Source organism: Pseudomonas mandelii (assembly GCF_006438925.1).
GTDB lineage: Bacteria > Pseudomonadota > Gammaproteobacteria > Pseudomonadales > Pseudomonadaceae > Aquipseudomonas > Aquipseudomonas mandelii_C.
Window position 1 is genome coordinate 327,066 of sequence record NZ_RCZA01000013.1, and the last position, 16,038, is coordinate 343,103.

Here is a 16,038-nt window from a genome sequence, read left to right on the forward strand (position 1 = left end):
GTTTACCGTCCGGAAAAACGCAATCTGGAGAGCTGACGCAAATCCCCCTCGAGGTAATAGTCATCGGTCCAGCTATCATCCGCCGCCAACGGCTGGACCTGCTTGAGCGCGAGTTTCCTGGCGAAATAGCGGAAGCGGTAATGCTCGTAGAACCGCAGCAGTTCCAGACCATAACGGTCTGCCAGATCGGTATCACCGCGAATGATCAGGAAGTTCTCGTCATTGCCATTGCTGGCCGCGACACTGAGGTTATGGCTGCCGCTGATGATCGTCGGCGCATCGCTGGTGAAGTCCGTCACCACGGCTTTGGTGTGCACCAGCAGATTGCCCTTCTGGCCTTTCATGTTTTCTTTGAGCCAGCCTTCCAGCCCGGTGTTGAGCAGCGCGGTGGCGGCGAATTCGGCGGTGCGGTCGGCGTGGAAACCGGTGATGCGGCTGGTGGTGTTTTGCAGGCCGTAACGCAAAATGTCGTCGTGGGGCTGGCCGAGCAAGGCGTTCAGGATGTCGTCGGGCAAGGCGAACGCGGTGACGAACAGCACGTCCTTTTTCGCGGCGTTGATGATCTCGACAAACTCATCCAGATCTCCTTTGCCCGAGCGTGGTGAGAAACCGGCGAACATCGGTTGCAACGGATCCATCGGGTTGTTGTGCGTGAGCCAGTTTCGGGTGGCACCGACATCCGCAGGGTTGGCCCAGATCTGCTCGAAGGTGTGCAGATAGCTGGCGCTGACGCGTGTGTCGTCCAGCACATGCACCACGTTGGCCTGGCGGTAAACGCCGTTGGGCGTGAAATTGGTGCTGCCGCAAAGCACCGCTTCCGGCTGACGCTGCCCCGCTGCGTCGAGTCGGCTCAGCACCATGAACTTGTTGTGGAAGATGTTATGGGTGACCCGCCCGCGCTTGTTCTCTGCCGGGATCTTTTCCAGGCTCGACTCGTTCATGGCGGTATCCTCATCACCCGGTTGAGCGTGATACAGGACTCGAACGTTCACCCCACGTTCGAACGCGGCATTGACCGCATCGACGATGGCCTGCAATTCATACTCGTAGATGGCAATGTCCAGCGCCCACTGGCCATCCACCGCACGGGCGATAAACCCCAACAAACGCCCGAGCAAACCGTTTTCCAGCCACTGCCGCGGAACATCCGGCCAGGCTTCGATGGGCAGGTTCTTATTGGCGCTGATCAGCGCGTCGAGCTCGGGAAACTTGCGCTGGAACGCCTGGCTGGCGGCCACTGCGCGATTGAAGATCACACTTTGGTTATTCGGCTGACCATTGTCGGAGGTGACCGTCACTTCCAGGCATTCACCCAGTTGCGGCGCATCAACGCTGCCGTAGGCCAGGTGGATTCGGTAATGGATCGTCATCCCCGGATTGACCGCGTAATCGGCCCAGCGAAATTTCTGTAATGGCGCGATATCGCTGGGGGTGGCGTGAAACTGGGGAAAGGTATGCACCTTGCCGGGGAAGGTCAGGCTGTTGAACAGGAACAGCCAGGGCTTGGGGCCTTGCTGCTTTTCGATGGCGAAACCCAAGAGGCCTTTGCGTCGGGGTTCGGCCAGGTCCATGGCCAATAGCACACCATTGGTGCCGGCGTAGGCTTTGACGCGGAAATCGTCCTGACTGTTGGCGGCTAGAACGCGCATGACTCACTCCTGTGAAGATCAAAAGATCGCAGCCTGCGGCAGCTCCTACAGGTGTTCGCCGTTCATCGTAGGAGCTGCCGCAGGCTGCGATCTTTTGATTTTTTCGGTTACTCCATATCATCGATATGCCGGTACTGCGCTTGCAATTGAGTTGCCAATACTTTAGACCGTCCCAGCCGAATCGGCCCGCGCTCGATGTCGATCAGCAGCCCCGGACACTCAAGCGCCGGCAACATCGACCAGTCCTTCAATCGGCCATCGGTCACCAGCAACAAGCGCTGCTGTTCCGCCGGAAAACGCTTTTGCCGTGCAGCCAGCCAGCGCCCTGCCTCACCCAGCGCCGCCAGCAACGGCGTACCACCGCCCGCTCCCAGCCCATCAAGCCAGTCGCGCAAACCCGCGGAGGCTTTCAACCCTTGCACTTGCCATTTCGGCACATGACCACTGGCAGTGAGCAACGCCAGGCGTGCACGCTGGCGATAGGCATCGTCGAACAGTTGCGCCAGCAGGCCCTTGGCATCGCTCAACGCCTGACGGCGACGAGTCGAAGCCGAGGCGTCGACGATCACCAGCCACAGTTCGTGGGGCGAGCGGGTGCGCAGGTGAAACAGGACATCATCACGCTGACGCGGGCGGCCGTTCAGCAAGGTACCGGGCCAATTGATCGAGCCGCTGCGCGCTGCGTGACGTTTACCCTGTTTGCCGTTATCCAGTCGTCCGGCGCGGGGTCTGGCATTCGCCCCCGCGTCAAATCGAGGGCGAATGCCTAGGGCTTTTTTGGCCAGCTCGGCACGTCACGGCGTGCGCCGACCGGTAACGCCTGAGCGGGCATTTCCCCCCATTGCCCCTGGCCTTCGCTCGGGTTGGCATTTTGCTTAGAAGGTGGCTGACTTTGTTGCGGCGCCGGTGGCGATGGTTCGCGGCGGCGATGGCGCAAGGCAAACTCGGCGACGGCGTCGATGTCTTCCTCGGCAATTGCATTCGCCCCACGCCACGCCGCATGGGCACGCGCGGCACGCAACCAGACCAGGTCAGCCCGCAAGCCATCGACTCCGGCGGCAAAGCAGCGCTCGGTAATCTGCGCCAGCGCATGATCGTCGAGCGGGATGCTTGCCAGCACGCTGCGCGCTTTCTGACAACGTTCGCGCAGCGACTGCTGTTGGCTTTCCCATTCGGTGCAGAAGCCGTGGGGATCGCTGTCGAAATCCAGCCGCCGACGAATGATCTGGCCGCGCTCGGTCGGTGCTGTGTGGCCGCTGAGGGCGACGTTCAGGCCAAAACGGTCAAGCAGTTGCGGACGCAGCTCACCCTCTTCCGGGTTCATGGTGCCGATCAGCACGAACTTCGCTGAATGCCGATGGGAAATGCCGTCGCGTTCGATCAGGTTGGTGCCGCTGGCGGCCACATCCAGCAGCAGGTCCACCAGGTGATCGGGCAATAAATTGACCTCATCAACGTAGAGCACGCCGCCGTCGGCCTTGGCCAGTACACCGGGGGAAAACTGTGCGCGCCCTTCGCTCAGGGCGGCGTCCAGGTCGAGGGTGCCGACCAGCCGTTCTTCGGTGGCGCCGAGCGGCAATGTCACGAATTGGCCGCTGGCGAGCAAGTCCGCCAGGCCACGGGCCAGCGTTGACTTGGCCATGCCGCGAGGGCCTTCGATGAGTACGCCGCCGATTTTAGGGTCGATGGCGGTCAGGTACAGGGCGAGCTTCAAGTCGTCGGCGCCGACCACGGCGGACAGCGGGAAATGCGGGGTGTCGGTCATGGTTTGTCTGGGTCCGTGGTCTTTGGTTTGGTTGTGGGGTGTCAATGGGATCGACCCCTCACCCTAACCCTCTCCCCAAAGGGGCGAGGGGACTGATTGCGGTGATTATCAGAAATTCTGCGACCTGGGCCTTCAGGTTGAACTCAAGTTTTGGAAGCGATGAAGATCGGCTCCCTTCCCCCTCTCCCCCGTGGGGAGAGGGTTGGGGTGAGGGGTGGATTTCAGGCCGTAAAAAAATACCGAAACAACCACTACCCCTCCTCTTCAATATCCAACAACAAATTCTCCAGTGCCTCCTGATACTCACCCGGCTCCTTCCACATCCCCCGCTGCTGCGCTTCCAGCATCCGCTCAGTCATGTCGCGCAACGCATGCGGATTATGCTCACGAACAAAATCCCGAGTCGCAGGATCCAGCAAATACGCATCCGCCAGTAACGCGTACTGGTGGTCGTCGATCAGCTGCGTTGTAGCGTCGAAGGCAAACAGGTTATCCACCGTCGCCGCCAGTTCAAACGCGCCTTTATAGCCGTGGCGCTTCACGCCGTCGATCCACTTCGGATTGGCCGCCCGGGAGCGGATCACCCGGTTCAGCTCTTCCTTCAACGTGCGGATTTTCGGCAGATCCGGCTGACTGTGATCGCCATGGTAACTGGCCGCGGCTTCACCACTGAGGCTTTCCACCGCCGCGAGCATGCCGCCCTGGAACTGGTAATAGTCGTTGGAATCGAGCAAGTCGTGTTCACGGTTGTCCTGGTTTTGCAGCACAGCCTGAACCTGGCTCAGGCGCTGAGCGAACTGTTCTCGCGCTGCGGTACCTTCGTCAGAACCGCCGTAAGCGTAGCCGCCCCAGTTCAGATAAACCTCGGCCAGGTCGTCGCGGCTTTGCCACAGACGACCATCGATGGCGCCCTGCACGCCCGCGCCGTAAGCACCCGGTTTGGCGCCAAAGATGCGCCAACCGGCCTGACGCCTGGCCGCCTCTTCATCCAGCCCCGATTGCATTAACGCTTCGCGCTCGGCACGCACCTTGGCGGCCAGGGGGTTGAGGTCGTCCGGCTCGTCGAGGGCGGCGACCGCTTGCACGGCGGCGTCGAACAGGCGGATCAGATTGGCAAAGGCATCGCGGAAGAATCCGGAGACGCGCAACGTCACGTCCACGCGCGGACGGTCCAGCAGACTCAGCGGCAGAATTTCGAAGTCGTCGACCCGCTGACTGCCCGTGGCCCAGACCGGGCGCACGCCCATCAGCGCCATGGCCTGAGCGATGTCGTCGCCGCCGGTGCGCATGGTCGCGGTGCCCCACACCGACAGGCCGAGCTGACGCAGGTGATCGCCGTGGTCTTGCAGGTGTCGTTCAAGAATCAGGGTGGCCGACTGGAAACCGATACGCCACGCGGTGGTGGTCGGCAGGTTACGCACGTCCACCGAGTAGAAGTTGCGCCCGGTCGGCAGCACGTCGAGTCGACCGCGACTTGGCGCACCGCTGGGACCGGCCGGCACGAAGCGGCCGCTGAGGGCGTCGAGCAGACCGCACATTTCCGCCGGGCCGCAGGCGTCCAGCCGTGGTGCGACGACTTCGCGCAGGCTGTCGATGATGGCGTCTACTTCAGACCATTCCGCCTTTTGTGGGAGCGAGCCTGCTCGCGAATGCGGTGGGTCAGGCAAATCAATGTCGCCTGACACTCCGCTTTCGCGAGCAGGCTCACTCCCACAGGGGCTGGGTTTGGCTTGAGGTTGGTTCAACGTCTGCGAGATCAGTTGAGCTGCGAACAGTTCCAGACGTTCGCGGGTATCACCTGCTGTGCGCCAGACCTCATCGGTGAGGGTTTGCAGTTCAATCGGACGTGGCCCGGTCCAGGGTTCGGCAAGCGCACAATCCAGCGGATCGAAGCCCAATGTGAATGCCTTGGCCAAGGCCCGCAGCAGACTCGATTGCGCACCGCGCCCATCGCCACGCGGAATACGCAACAACGCCAGCAAGGTGTCGATGCGCAAGCGCCCGGTCGGCGACTCGCCAAACACATGCAAGCCGTCGCGGATCTGCGACTCTTTCAAGTCGCATAAATAGGTGTCCAGACGCGGCAACCAGATCGCCGCATCGGCATCACTGTCGAGTTTTTCGTCCAGTTGCAGTTCGCGATCGATGTGCGTCTCGCGCACCAGTTGCAGGATGTCGCGCTGCAATTCCCGGGCACGGCGCGGATCGAGCAATTGCGCTTCGTAATACTCGTCGGCGAGTAATTCGAGGTTGCGTAACGGGCCGTACGTTTCGGCACGGGTCAGCGGCGGCATCAGGTGATCGATGATCACCGCCTGCGTACGGCGCTTGGCCTGGGCGCCCTCGCCCGGATCGTTGACGATAAACGGATAGATGTTCGGCAGCGGACCGAGCAGCGCATCCGGCCAGCAATTCTCGGACAGCCCGACGCCTTTGCCCGGCAACCATTCGAGGTTGCCGTGCTTGCCGACGTGGATCACTCCGTGGGCGCCGTAGGTGTTGCGCAACCAGAAATAGAACGCCAAGTAACCGTGAGGCGGCACCAGGTCCGGGTCGTGATACACCGCGCTCGGATCAACTTGATAACCGCGCGCCGGTTGAATGCCGACGAAGGTCAGGCCAAAGCGCAGCCCGGCAATCATCATTCGCCCGCCACGGCACATCGGATCGCTTTGCGGTGTGCCCCAACGCTCCAGCACGGCCTGGCGGTTGGCCTCGGGCAAGGCGTTGAGCATCAGGTTGTAGTCGTCCAGCGCGAGGCTTTGCATACACGGGCGCTGATCGAGGGTGTCGAGGTCGTTACTGACGCCACCGAGTAATTGCTGGATCAACGCGGTGCCGCTATCAGGCAACTCGGCCGGTAGCGGATAACCTTCTTTATGCAGCGCACGCAGGATGTTCAGCGCCGCCGCCGGGGTGTCGAGGCCCACCCCATTGCCAATACGCCCGTCACGGGTCGGGTAGTTGGCGAGGATCAGGGCGATGCGTTTTTCAGCGTTGGGCACTCGCGCCAGATCAATCCAGCGTCGCGCCAGTTCAGCGACAAAATCCATGCGCTCCGGTTGTGGCCGATAGCAGACCACATCGGATTGACTGCGCTCGCTGCGCCAGGCCAGGTCTTTGAAGCTGATCGGTCGGCTGATGATCCGCCCATCCAGTTCCGGCAGCGCGATGTGCATCGCCAGATCACGCGGACCGAGGCCTTGTTCGCTGGCGCGCCAACCAGGCTCGTTGTCCTGGGCGCAGATCGCCTGGATCACCGGGATGTTGCGGCGAAACGGTCGCAAATGCGGCGCTTCGGGGCTGGATTGGGCGAAACCGGTGGTGTTGAGAATTACGCCGGCCTCGACTTCATCCAGCCAGTCCTCGACCACCGTCAGGCAGCCGGGCTCTTTCAGACTGGCCACGGCAATCGGCAACGGGTTCAACCCTGCCGCCTGCAACCGCTGGCAGAAAACATCGATGAAGCCAGTGTTGGCCGCCTGCAAATGCGAGCGGTAGAACAGCACTGCCGCGACCGGTTGACCGGCCTGCCAGTCGGCTTGCCAATCCTTCAGTTCAGCGGGGCTTTTGTGCGGGTGGTAAATCGCCGTGCGCGGCAGGGTTTGCGGCTCGGCCCAGGCGTAGTCGCGATCCAGCCAACGATTGGCAAGGCAGCGGAAAAAATCCAGGGCATTGCTCATGCCGCCCTGACGCAGAAACTGCCAGAGCCGGTCACGGTCACAGGCAGCCACCGTGCTCAGCTCGCTGAGTTCCGGGTCCGGGCGGTCATCGCCGGGCACCAGAATCAGCCGCACGCCGCGCTGTGACAATTCCACCAGTCGCTCGACGCCGTAACGCCAATAGGCGATGCCACCGTGGAGCGAAATCAGAATCACCTTGGCGTGGCGCAGCACTTCGTCGACATACAGGTCGACCGACGCGTGGTTCTGCACCTGCATCGGATTGGCCAGACGCACGCTGGGGTAATCGTCGGGCAACTGCTGCGCCGCCTCGGCGAGCAGCGCCAGGCTGGAGTCGCCGCTGCACAGGATCACCAGCTCGGCGGGGGTTTGTCCAAGGTCGGCAATGTTGTCATCCGACACGAAACCGCCGGGCTGGGTCCTGAGCAGGTGCATGGCTTAAACGCTGAGCGCAGCGCGCAATTGCGCTTCAAGCAGAGTGGCGTCCAGCTCCTGACCGATCAATACCAGGCGCGTGGTACGCGCTTCGTCGGCGCCCCACTGACGGTCGAAGTGCTTGTCGAAACGTGTGCCCACGCCCTGAATCAGCAAGCGCATCGGCTTGTTCGGAATCGCCGCGAAGCCTTTGACGCGCAGGATGCCGTGCTGGACCACCAGTTGAGTCAACGCGTCCAGCAACAGGCTTTCGTCGGCTTGCGGCAGTTCGAGGGAGATGGAGTCGAATGCGTCGTGGTCATGCTCATCGTGATGGCCGTCTTCGCCTTCATGGTGGTGATCGTGATGGCTGTGGCGGCTGTCGATGTGTTCTTCGGAACCGGCGCCGAGGCCGATCAGCACGTCCAATGGCAGACGGCCGCTGCTGGCTTCGATGACTTTCACCGCGGGCGGCAGTTCTTCAGCGACTTCCAGGCGTACACGGGCCAGGTCTTCAGGGCTGATCAGGTCGGCCTTGTTGAGGATCACCAGGTCGGCGCTGGCCAGTTGGTCGGCGAACAGTTCGTGCAGCGGCGATTCGTGGTCCAGGTTCGGGTCGAGTTTGCGCTGGGCATCGACCTGGTCCGGGAAAGCCGCGAAGGTGCCAGCGGCGACCGCTGGGCTGTCGACCACGGTGATGACCGCGTCAACGGTGCAGGCGCTGCGGATTTCGGGCCACTGGAAGGCTTGCACCAGCGGTTTTGGGAGCGCCAGGCCCGAGGTTTCGATGAGGATGTGGTCGAGGTCGCCGCGACGGGCAACCAATTCGCGCATCACCGGGAAGAATTCTTCCTGAACGGTGCAGCACAGGCAGCCGTTGGCCAATTCGTAGACGCGGCCATTAGCTTCTTCTTCAGTGCAGCCGATGGAGCACTGCTTGAGGATTTCGCCGTCGATGCCCAGCTCGCCGAACTCGTTGACGATCACCGCGATGCGGCGGCCCTGAGCATTGTCGAGCATGTGCCGCAGCAAGGTGGTTTTGCCCGAGCCGAGGAAGCCGGTAACGATGGTGACGGGGAGTTTGGCCAGTGTTTTCATCGGATGCCCTTTGGCAAGGTGGCGGGCATACGGGACGACAATCGCAGCGACGGGCGCGCGCAAGAGTTCCGCCACCGGATCACCCCGCCCGGTTGAAAGTGAGAATCTGTGTCGAGGCAGGTCTCCTGGCTGACGGTTTGCCAGGCTTGTGGGCCTGGCATTCGCTGCGCCTTCCCGCGAACCCGTTGCACAGGGTTTGCAGTGGCGTGGCAGCGAACATCACCGTTCACAGTTGCGGGGGCAGCCGCGGCATCGACCGCGTTCCCTTCTTAGCTTCGGCAGACGCCGAAGAACCTCGAAAGCGCAAGGCTACGCATCGTCTTGGGGCGGGTCAATGTCTGTAGGAGCTGCCGAAGGCTGCGATCTTTTGATTTTGCTTTTAAAAACAAGATCAAAAGATCGCAGCCTTCGGCAGCTCCTACCAAGAGCCAATCATCATTCGTATCCAAACGAGAACCCATGCCAATTGACTCTCCGCCCCCGCCCATGCTCTCCTACACGCCTTGTTACGGGTGCCCTTCAAAGGGTGAAACGGGAAACCGGTGAATCATGTGCTTTACTCTAAAGTCATGTCAGTCCGGTGCTGCCCCCGCAACGGTAAGCGAGCGAAGCGTCAGATCCACTGTGCCAGCAGTTCGGCATGGGAAGGTGATGCTTGCAGGTCAAGGCGAAAGCCTGCGCCCCTCGTGAGCCCGGAGACCGGCCCGCAACACAAAGTGACCATTACGATCACTGAATAACAAACCCGCGGTGGGCGGGCGCTGTTTGAACCTCTGCGTGCCCGACTCGCCGGGGTTTTCCATGCGCTCTATTCACCCGCTGACAGACCAGAGGGAAGCGCCATGTCGATCATCAGCAGCACCGCCAGCAACACCGATAAGAGCACCGCCAGCACCACAACCTTGACTCAACGCCTGACCGCCGCCGCGTGTGCGTCGATCCTGGGCGCATGCCTTGTGTATTTCGCCGGTTTCTCGCACATCGAAGCGGTGCACAATGCCGCGCACGATACCCGCCACAGCTCAGCATTCCCGTGCCATTGAGACCTGCTGACATGATCAAGCGTATCGCGCAAACCGCAGGGTTCACCGGGCTGCTGGCCGCCCTGCTGCTGACCCTCCTGCAAAGCTTCTGGGTGGCTCCGCTGATTCTGCAGGCCGAGACTTACGAAAAATCCGAGCCTGCCGCTGTTGAAGTTCACGAACACGCCGCAGGTGCTGTCGCCGCTCACACCCACGATGCTGAAGCCTGGGAACCGGAAGACGGCTGGCAGCGCGTGCTGTCCACCACCGGCGGCAACCTGGTGGTAGCGGTCGGTTTCGCCCTGATGCTGGCCGGTCTTTACACCTTGCGCGCACCGACCAAAACCTCCCAAGGCCTGCTTTGGGGCCTGGCCGGTTACGCCACGTTCGTGCTGGCACCGACCCTCGGTCTGCCGCCTGAGTTGCCGGGCACTGCCGCCGCTGATTTGGCGCAACGGCAAATGTGGTGGATCGGCACTGCCGCCTCCACCGCTGTCGGTATCGCGCTGATCGTATTCAGCCGTCACTGGCTGATGAAGATCCTCGGCGTGGCGATCCTGGCCGTTCCTCATGTGATCGGCGCGCCGCAACCGGAAGTGCATTCGATGCTCGCTCCAGAAGCCCTGGAAGCTCAGTTCAAAATCGCTTCGCAGCTGACCAACGTGGCATTCTGGCTGGCCCTGGGCCTGATCAGTGCCTGGTTGTTCCGTCGCAAAAGCGATGGTCAATACCACGCATGAGTGAGATCAGCACAGCGCCGACTTTAGTGGTCGGCCTAGGCTGCCAACGCGGCTGCCCTGTCAGCACGCTGCGGGCGCTGCTCGATCAGGCGTTACAGGCGCATAAAATCGAACTTCGGGCGATCAAGGCACTGGCCAGCATCGACCTGAAGCGCGAAGAACCTGGCTTGATCGAGCTGGCCGAACAACTGGCGCTGCCACTGATGTACTTCAGCAGTGAACAACTGGCCGGCTATCAACCGCAACTCAGCCACCGCTCGGACATCGCATTCGAACGCACCGGTTGCTACGGCGTCGCGGAGAGTGCCGCCCTGGCCCTCGCAGAGCAACTGACCAAGGCACCGGCAAAATTGCTGATTTCACGGCAAAAATATGCCCAGGCCACCCTGGCATTGGCCGGCGCCGCCTGAAATCCTCAATAATCCCCTCCTTTGATCATGAGCAATCTTCATCTGAAGCCTTGCCCAACCCCTTTTTCTCACAGGAACCGACGATGACCGTCTACTTCATTGGCGCAGGTCCCGGCGACCCGGAACTGATCACCGTCAAAGGCCAACGGCTGATTCGCAGCTGCCCGGTGATCATCTATGCCGGCTCCCTGGTGCCCGCCGCTGTGCTGGAAGGCCATCGCGCCGAACAGGTGGTCAACAGCGCCGAACTGCACCTGGAACAGATCATCGAGCTGATCAAATCCGCCCATGCCAATGGTCAGGACGTGGCCAGGGTGCACTCCGGCGATCCGAGTCTTTATGGCGCGATTGGCGAGCAGATCCGCTACCTGCGCGAACTCGACATCCCGTTTGAAATCATTCCCGGCGTCACGGCCACGGCGGCCTGCGCGGCACTGTTGGGCGCGGAACTGACGTTACCCGACGTGTCGCAAAGCGTGATCCTGACCCGCTATGCCGACAAAACCGCGATGCCCGCCGGTGAAGAGCTTGGCAGCCTGGCGCAGCACGGGGCGACCATGGCGATTCATCTGGGGGTCAATCATCTGGAGAAGATCCTGGCCGAATTACTGCCGCATTACGGCGCGGATTGCCCGATCGCGGTGATTCACCGGGCGACCTGGCCGGATCAGGATTGGGTGGTGGGGACGCTTGAAGACATTGCCGCGAAGGTTGAAGCCAAGGGGTTTCGGCGCACGGCGTTGATTTTGGTGGGCCGGGTTTTGGGCAGTGATCACTTCAGTGAGTCGTCGCTGTATCGCGCGGGGCATGCGCATTTGTATCGCCCATAAGATCAAAAGATCGCAGCCTTCGGCAGCTCCTACATAGGGATGCGTACATCTGTAGGAGCTGCCGAAGGCTGCGATCTTTTAAGGCTTCACCCATAAAAAAACGGCGCTCACGGGGCGCCGTTTTTTTATGTCTGCAGCGAACACCTTACTTAGTAGTAGGCGTTTTCTTTCTGCGTGTGGTCGGTGACGTCACGAACACCCTTGAGCTCGGGAATGCGCTCGAGCAAGGTGCGCTCGATGCCTTCGCGAAGGGTGACGTCTGCCTGGCCGCAGCCCTGGCAACCGCCGCCGAACTTCAGCACGGCGATGCCGTCTTCGACCACATCGATCAGGCTGACCTGACCGCCGTGGCTGGCCAACCCCGGGTTGATCTCGGTTTGCAGGTAATAGTTGATACGCTCATTGACCGGACTGTCGGCGCTGACCATCGGTACTTTGGCGTTTGGCGCCTTGATGGTGAGCTGGCCGCCCATACGGTCTGTGGCGTAGTCGACTACCGCATCGTCCAGGAAAGCTTCGCTGAACGAGTCGATGTAAGCGGTGAAGCTTTTGAGCCCCAGCGCTGTGTCTTCAGGTTTTTCTTCGCCCGGCTTGCAATAAGCAATGCAGGTTTCGGCGTACTGGGTGCCAGGCTGGGTGATAAAGACGCGGATGCCGATGCCTGGGGTGTTCTGCTTGGAGAGCAGATCAGCCAGATAATCGTGGGCGGCGTCGGTAATGGTAATAGCGGTCATGGAAACTCCTCGCAGGCTTGGGCGCAGTTTACGCCAATCATCGCGCCGTACAAAGTCCTAGTATTTTTGTCGGGAAAGAGCTGGAACGGCCTCGATAGCCAAATCGCCGTCGATTCGGCCTTTAAGCCACCGATAGCTGCATTTTTCCACCCATTCGTAACTTGCCCACGAGCCCAGACCGATTGTCGCGGCACAAACGGCGAACATCACGTAGGGATTGATTCCATAACGCTGTGCGATAAAACCACCCGCAGACAGCACCAACACGTGCATCAGGTACACCGAGTAGGAGCAATCGCCCAGCAGTTTGAGCACCCGGCTGTGCTTGAAATAGCGCTCGAGCGCCATACACGCCATCACCAGCACCGCGCTCGGCAGGCCCCAGGCCAACAACCGTGGCTGCGGCGCCAGGTAATAAATCGCCAGCAACGCGCCGACAATGCCCAGCAACGGTAGCCAGAAGCCGGGCCTGATCCAGCCGCGACGGTAAATCATGCCGATGGCGATCCCCAGCAAGAATTCATAAACAATGTCCGAGCGGTAGAACTCGCTGATCCAGCCGTAGCCGGTCCAGGCCTGACACACGGCAAACAGCAGCGCCGCGACGATCAGCAGCCGAACCTGCAAGCGGAACAGCAGCGCCCAGGCAAACAGCACGTAGAAGAGCATTTCGTAGTTGAGGGTCCAGCCGACGTTGAGCGTCGGATAAATCCCGTAGCCGCCGGGGTTTTCAGTAGGAATGAACAACAGCGACAGCAGGAAATGCGACCAGTCGACTGTCTGATCCGGCAACACGGGCTGAGCGAACACCACCAGCAGCGCCATCAGCACCGTATACAGCCAATACGCCGGAACGATGCGGAACAAGCGATACAGCAGAAAGCGCCCCGGCGGCAGTGATTTGCCCTCGGTGGACAGGAAAATCACCAGGCCACTGATGACGAAGAAGATGTCGACACCCACCGCGCCCTTGTCGATGAACATCTGCCCCACCGGCCCACGGGCCTGGAAGTTGAAGAATATCTGCATGAAATGGTGGCAGACCACCGCCCAGGCCGCGAGCGCACGCAGTGCCTGTACTGAAATCAACATCGACTGCCCTCCCGATTCCGGATCTACAAACCACCGCAAATCCCTTGTGGGAGCGAGCTTGCTCGCGATGGGGCCGTCTCATTCAACATTGATGGCGACTGATCCACCGCTATCGCGAGCAAGCTCGCTCCCACAGGGTTCGACGGTACCTTCTGATTGGGACATCAGGCATCTATCAAAGGTCGATCAAAGATTCTCGTACCGGTTCATGTCCAGCACGCCCTCTTCCACCGGCTCGGTCTCATGGACATACCGACTCAGGTCATGGAAGTAGAACCAGAACTGCGGATGGCTACGGCGAATCCCCCAGCGCTCGACGATTTTTTCAAACCGATTGGCGTCCTTGGCGTTTTCCATCTCGTCCACGAACTCAGGCACTTGCTCGGCCGGAATGTTGAACATGAAGTTCGGATAGCTGCTGAGCACGCCCGGAAAAATGGTGAGCGTGTCGAGCCCCGGTTGATACCGCAGGGATTCACCGAGCAGGAACGCAACGTTACTGTGAGCGCGATTGCGCAGCAGGCTGTAGACCTCGCGCTTGCCACTCGCGGTTTCGATCCGCAGCAGGGTCGCTTCCGGCAACTGATCGATAACCTTCAGCCCGGCCGCCGGACGCGAAGTCAGGCGACTCAAGGCCTGCTCGGCGCTCTGCAAGGCCGGATCGATGTTCGGTCGCGAGCAATAAGCGCCGTCACAACGGTTGATCGGATCGGGCTTGGCGTTGAGGTCGCCGTAACGGACCAGTAACTGCATGGCGAAATCGCGTTTCGGGTCCTTTTTGTCCAGTACCAGCGCCGTCTTTTTGTCGTTATTGATGGATTCGTAATCCAACCACATCTTGAACTTGCCGCCGCTCTGGTACCAATCGTCGAGGTAGTCATCGCGCGAATCGGCCGGCATCAGGCGCAGGAAATTCTGCTCGGCACCGTTGCGAATCAAGTCGAAATACAGCCGGGTTTGCGCCTGATGGGAGACGTTGCCGAACACGTCGAAGTTGACCGCCAACTGGTAATACGTGCGCTCCAGCAACGGGAAGTCGAACAGCCACATCGTTTGCGGCACGTCACCGATCAGGCCTTTGTTCACCGAGGCACTGTCAAAATGCCGGAAGATCGTCAGCAGCGCGTTGTCATTGCCGGCCCACAAGGTCGACCAGCTCGGCGCCGGCGCATCGGCGTAACTGTCACGGCGCAGCGCCTCGTACTCGTTGCGCTTGTTGCGGTAGTCATGCCACAGGCTCAGGACACTGCCGACATCGTCGTTCTGCCCCGGCATCGCCAGCAACGGCGTGGCCTGGCCGCGGTAGTTCGGATCAATGATGTAGAGGTCGTGTTCAGGCGCCTGGAACATTGCCCAAAAGTTATCGCGGATCACGTCGGTGGCGATCTGCCCACGGCACACCGGGCCGCGAATAAACGTACGGACGAAGTATTCGGCGTTATCGAGCATGAATTGATAACGCGCCTGGGCCGGGATCGCCTCGAACGTGGTGAACGGATTGGCCCGACGTTCCGGCCCGTAGCCCGGCAAGGCGTCGACCTGCCATTTGCCGTTATAGAAGAGGCTTTTGATCCGTGCCATCTTCGCCGCGCTCAGCGGGTAAGTGATGTGGGTCTTCTGCACAATCACGCCTTGCACCGGCCACAGGCGGTAATACACCTGAGTGCCCGGATCGTCATTCGGGCGGCGTGTATTGATCAGATCGATAGGCTGGCCAGTCGGCGTGCGCGAACGTACCCACTGAAAGAAATGCCCTGGCTCGCCGTCCTTGAAATAGAGGTGAGCGAGAAACCAATGCTCGAACAACCAGCGCCCCACCAGGCTTTGCCGTGCGCCCGGTGCGTTGAGCAGGTTTTCCCACTGCACCACCTGCAAGGCTTCTTTGGCGCTCGGCACAAGGCCTTGCTCGTCAATCGGCGCGCCGGACGCCAGCCAACGCTGCAGCGTCTGGTATTGCTGATCGGTCAGGCCGGTGACCGCCAGCGGCATGCCTTCTTTGGGATGTGAGCGGGTGTAGCCGTCGAACTCGGCCGGCATGGCGCACGAGTTTTCCCGGTTCAGGCCCAGAACGATCTCTTCTGGCAACCTGGCATTGGGTTGCAAAGGAGTTTTGTGGCCCAACTCGAGCATCCGCGCCATCAACGCAGCCTGACTGCCCTGGGCATCGAGTACCGAATAAAAGCCCTCTTGTTGCCAGGCCCGCTTGCCAAAGGCGTCATAAAACAGCCGGGTCGGCGCGGCAGCCTGTCTGCGTTCGCCGTCGTAGACCGAAAGCTTGATCGCACCGCGCGCCGCCCCCTCACCGCTGCCCAGATTGAGCTGACAAGCGGCGTCATAGCAGGCATGGCAGGCCACACACTTTTCGGTGAAGATCGGTTGGATGTCGCGGCTGTAGGAAATGGCCGAATCCTGCGCAGCGGCGCCCCAGCTTAAAAACAGCAAAACCATGCTGATGACGCGATAAGACATATCCCTGGTCCCGATCATGAAAAAACGCCGCGATTCTACCGGTCTGATCCTTGCACCAACATGAGCGATATTCATGCAAAACCGGGACATGCTCTAAAACCGCACAGGTTTGCTATTATCCCGCCCCTTCGT

The 16,038-nt window shown here is 60.8% G+C and carries 12 protein-coding genes and 2 riboswitches; of the genes, 4 read left to right on the plus strand and 8 right to left on the minus strand.

Annotated features, from left to right (window positions below):
- Window positions 1-2: 2 nt before the first annotated feature.
- The 5 genes from EAH74_RS27495 to cobW form a co-directional block, all read right to left on the minus strand.
- Complete coding sequence (locus EAH74_RS27495; protein ID WP_140682646.1) at window positions 3-1,649, minus strand: phospholipase D-like domain-containing protein; 1,647 nt, start codon at window positions 1,647-1,649, stop codon at window positions 3-5.
- A gap of 107 nt (window positions 1,650-1,756) precedes the next feature.
- Complete coding sequence (locus EAH74_RS27500) at window positions 1,757-2,296, minus strand: vWA domain-containing protein (protein WP_170206638.1); 540 nt, start codon at window positions 2,294-2,296, stop codon at window positions 1,757-1,759.
- Between the two features lie 119 nt (window positions 2,297-2,415).
- Window positions 2,416-3,414 (minus strand): ATP-binding protein, encoded by a 999-nt coding sequence (locus EAH74_RS27505; protein ID WP_140682652.1) that lies wholly within the window; start codon window positions 3,412-3,414, stop codon window positions 2,416-2,418.
- 251 nt (window positions 3,415-3,665) lie between these two features.
- Entirely contained in the window at window positions 3,666-7,532 is a 3,867-nt protein-coding gene (cobN, locus tag EAH74_RS27510; protein ID WP_140682655.1) for a cobaltochelatase subunit CobN, read from the minus strand.
- 3 nt (window positions 7,533-7,535) lie between these two features.
- Complete coding sequence (cobW, locus tag EAH74_RS27515) at window positions 7,536-8,609, minus strand: cobalamin biosynthesis protein CobW (protein ID WP_140682733.1); 1,074 nt, start codon at window positions 8,607-8,609, stop codon at window positions 7,536-7,538.
- Between the two features lie 98 nt (window positions 8,610-8,707).
- Window positions 8,708-8,922: riboswitch (cobalamin riboswitch) on the minus strand.
- A gap of 180 nt (window positions 8,923-9,102) precedes the next feature.
- Window positions 9,103-9,331, plus strand: a riboswitch (cobalamin riboswitch).
- A 120-nt stretch (window positions 9,332-9,451) separates the two neighbouring features.
- Here cobW and EAH74_RS27520 point away from each other — a divergent pair.
- The 4 genes from EAH74_RS27520 (at window position 9,452) to cobM (ending at window position 11,611) form a co-directional block, all read left to right on the plus strand.
- Window positions 9,452-9,652 (plus strand): CbtB domain-containing protein, encoded by a 201-nt coding sequence (locus EAH74_RS27520; RefSeq protein WP_123368152.1) that lies wholly within the window; start codon window positions 9,452-9,454, stop codon window positions 9,650-9,652.
- Between the two features lie 11 nt (window positions 9,653-9,663).
- The gene (locus EAH74_RS27525) at window positions 9,664-10,371 is read left to right on the plus strand and encodes a CbtA family protein (protein WP_140682658.1); all 708 of its coding nucleotides are present in this window, start codon (window positions 9,664-9,666) and stop codon (window positions 10,369-10,371) included.
- Window positions 10,368-10,781, plus strand: a complete 414-nt coding sequence (locus EAH74_RS27530) for a cobalamin biosynthesis protein (protein ID WP_140682661.1) — start codon at window positions 10,368-10,370, stop codon at window positions 10,779-10,781. The genes EAH74_RS27525 and EAH74_RS27530 overlap by 4 nt, the downstream gene beginning before the upstream one ends.
- Window positions 10,782-10,864: 83 nt before the next feature.
- Window positions 10,865-11,611: a precorrin-4 C(11)-methyltransferase gene (gene cobM / locus EAH74_RS27535; protein ID WP_140682665.1), complete on the plus strand. Its 747-nt coding sequence runs from the start codon at window positions 10,865-10,867 to the stop codon at window positions 11,609-11,611.
- A gap of 149 nt (window positions 11,612-11,760) precedes the next feature.
- On the opposite strand, the gene nfuA is transcribed toward cobM, so the two are convergent.
- The 3 genes from nfuA to EAH74_RS27550 form a co-directional block, all read right to left on the minus strand.
- Window positions 11,761-12,345, minus strand: a complete 585-nt coding sequence (nfuA, locus tag EAH74_RS27540; protein WP_008150988.1) for a Fe-S biogenesis protein NfuA — start codon at window positions 12,343-12,345, stop codon at window positions 11,761-11,763.
- 57 nt (window positions 12,346-12,402) lie between these two features.
- Entirely contained in the window at window positions 12,403-13,437 is a 1,035-nt protein-coding gene (locus tag EAH74_RS27545; RefSeq protein WP_140682668.1) for an acyltransferase family protein, read from the minus strand.
- Between the two features lie 186 nt (window positions 13,438-13,623).
- Window positions 13,624-15,906: a fatty acid cis/trans isomerase gene (locus tag EAH74_RS27550; RefSeq protein ID WP_140682671.1), complete on the minus strand. Its 2,283-nt coding sequence runs from the start codon at window positions 15,904-15,906 to the stop codon at window positions 13,624-13,626.
- Window positions 15,907-16,038 lie beyond the last annotated feature (132 nt).

What these genes read in the sequence shown, in the direction of transcription:
- cobN (WP_140682655.1), bottom strand. Translation starts at nt 7,532, where the DNA reads ATGCACCTGCTCAGGACCCAGCCCGGCGGTTTCGTGTCGGATGACAAC.
- nfuA (WP_008150988.1), bottom strand. Translation starts at nt 12,345, where the DNA reads ATGACCGCTATTACCATTACCGACGCCGCCCACGATTATCTGGCTGAT.
- EAH74_RS27495 (WP_140682646.1), bottom strand. Translation starts at nt 1,649, where the DNA reads ATGCGCGTTCTAGCCGCCAACAGTCAGGACGATTTCCGCGTCAAAGCC.
- cobW (WP_140682733.1), bottom strand. Translation starts at nt 8,609, where the DNA reads ATGAAAACACTGGCCAAACTCCCCGTCACCATCGTTACCGGCTTCCTC.
- EAH74_RS27505 (WP_140682652.1), bottom strand. Translation starts at nt 3,414, where the DNA reads ATGACCGACACCCCGCATTTCCCGCTGTCCGCCGTGGTCGGCGCCGAC.
- EAH74_RS27550 (WP_140682671.1), bottom strand. Translation starts at nt 15,906, where the DNA reads ATGTCTTATCGCGTCATCAGCATGGTTTTGCTGTTTTTAAGCTGGGGC.
- cobM (WP_140682665.1), top strand. Translation starts at nt 10,865, where the DNA reads ATGACCGTCTACTTCATTGGCGCAGGTCCCGGCGACCCGGAACTGATC.
- EAH74_RS27525 (WP_140682658.1), top strand. Translation starts at nt 9,664, where the DNA reads ATGATCAAGCGTATCGCGCAAACCGCAGGGTTCACCGGGCTGCTGGCC.
- EAH74_RS27520 (WP_123368152.1), top strand. Translation starts at nt 9,452, where the DNA reads ATGTCGATCATCAGCAGCACCGCCAGCAACACCGATAAGAGCACCGCC.
- EAH74_RS27530 (WP_140682661.1), top strand. Translation starts at nt 10,368, where the DNA reads ATGAGTGAGATCAGCACAGCGCCGACTTTAGTGGTCGGCCTAGGCTGC.
- EAH74_RS27545 (WP_140682668.1), bottom strand. Translation starts at nt 13,437, where the DNA reads ATGTTGATTTCAGTACAGGCACTGCGTGCGCTCGCGGCCTGGGCGGTG.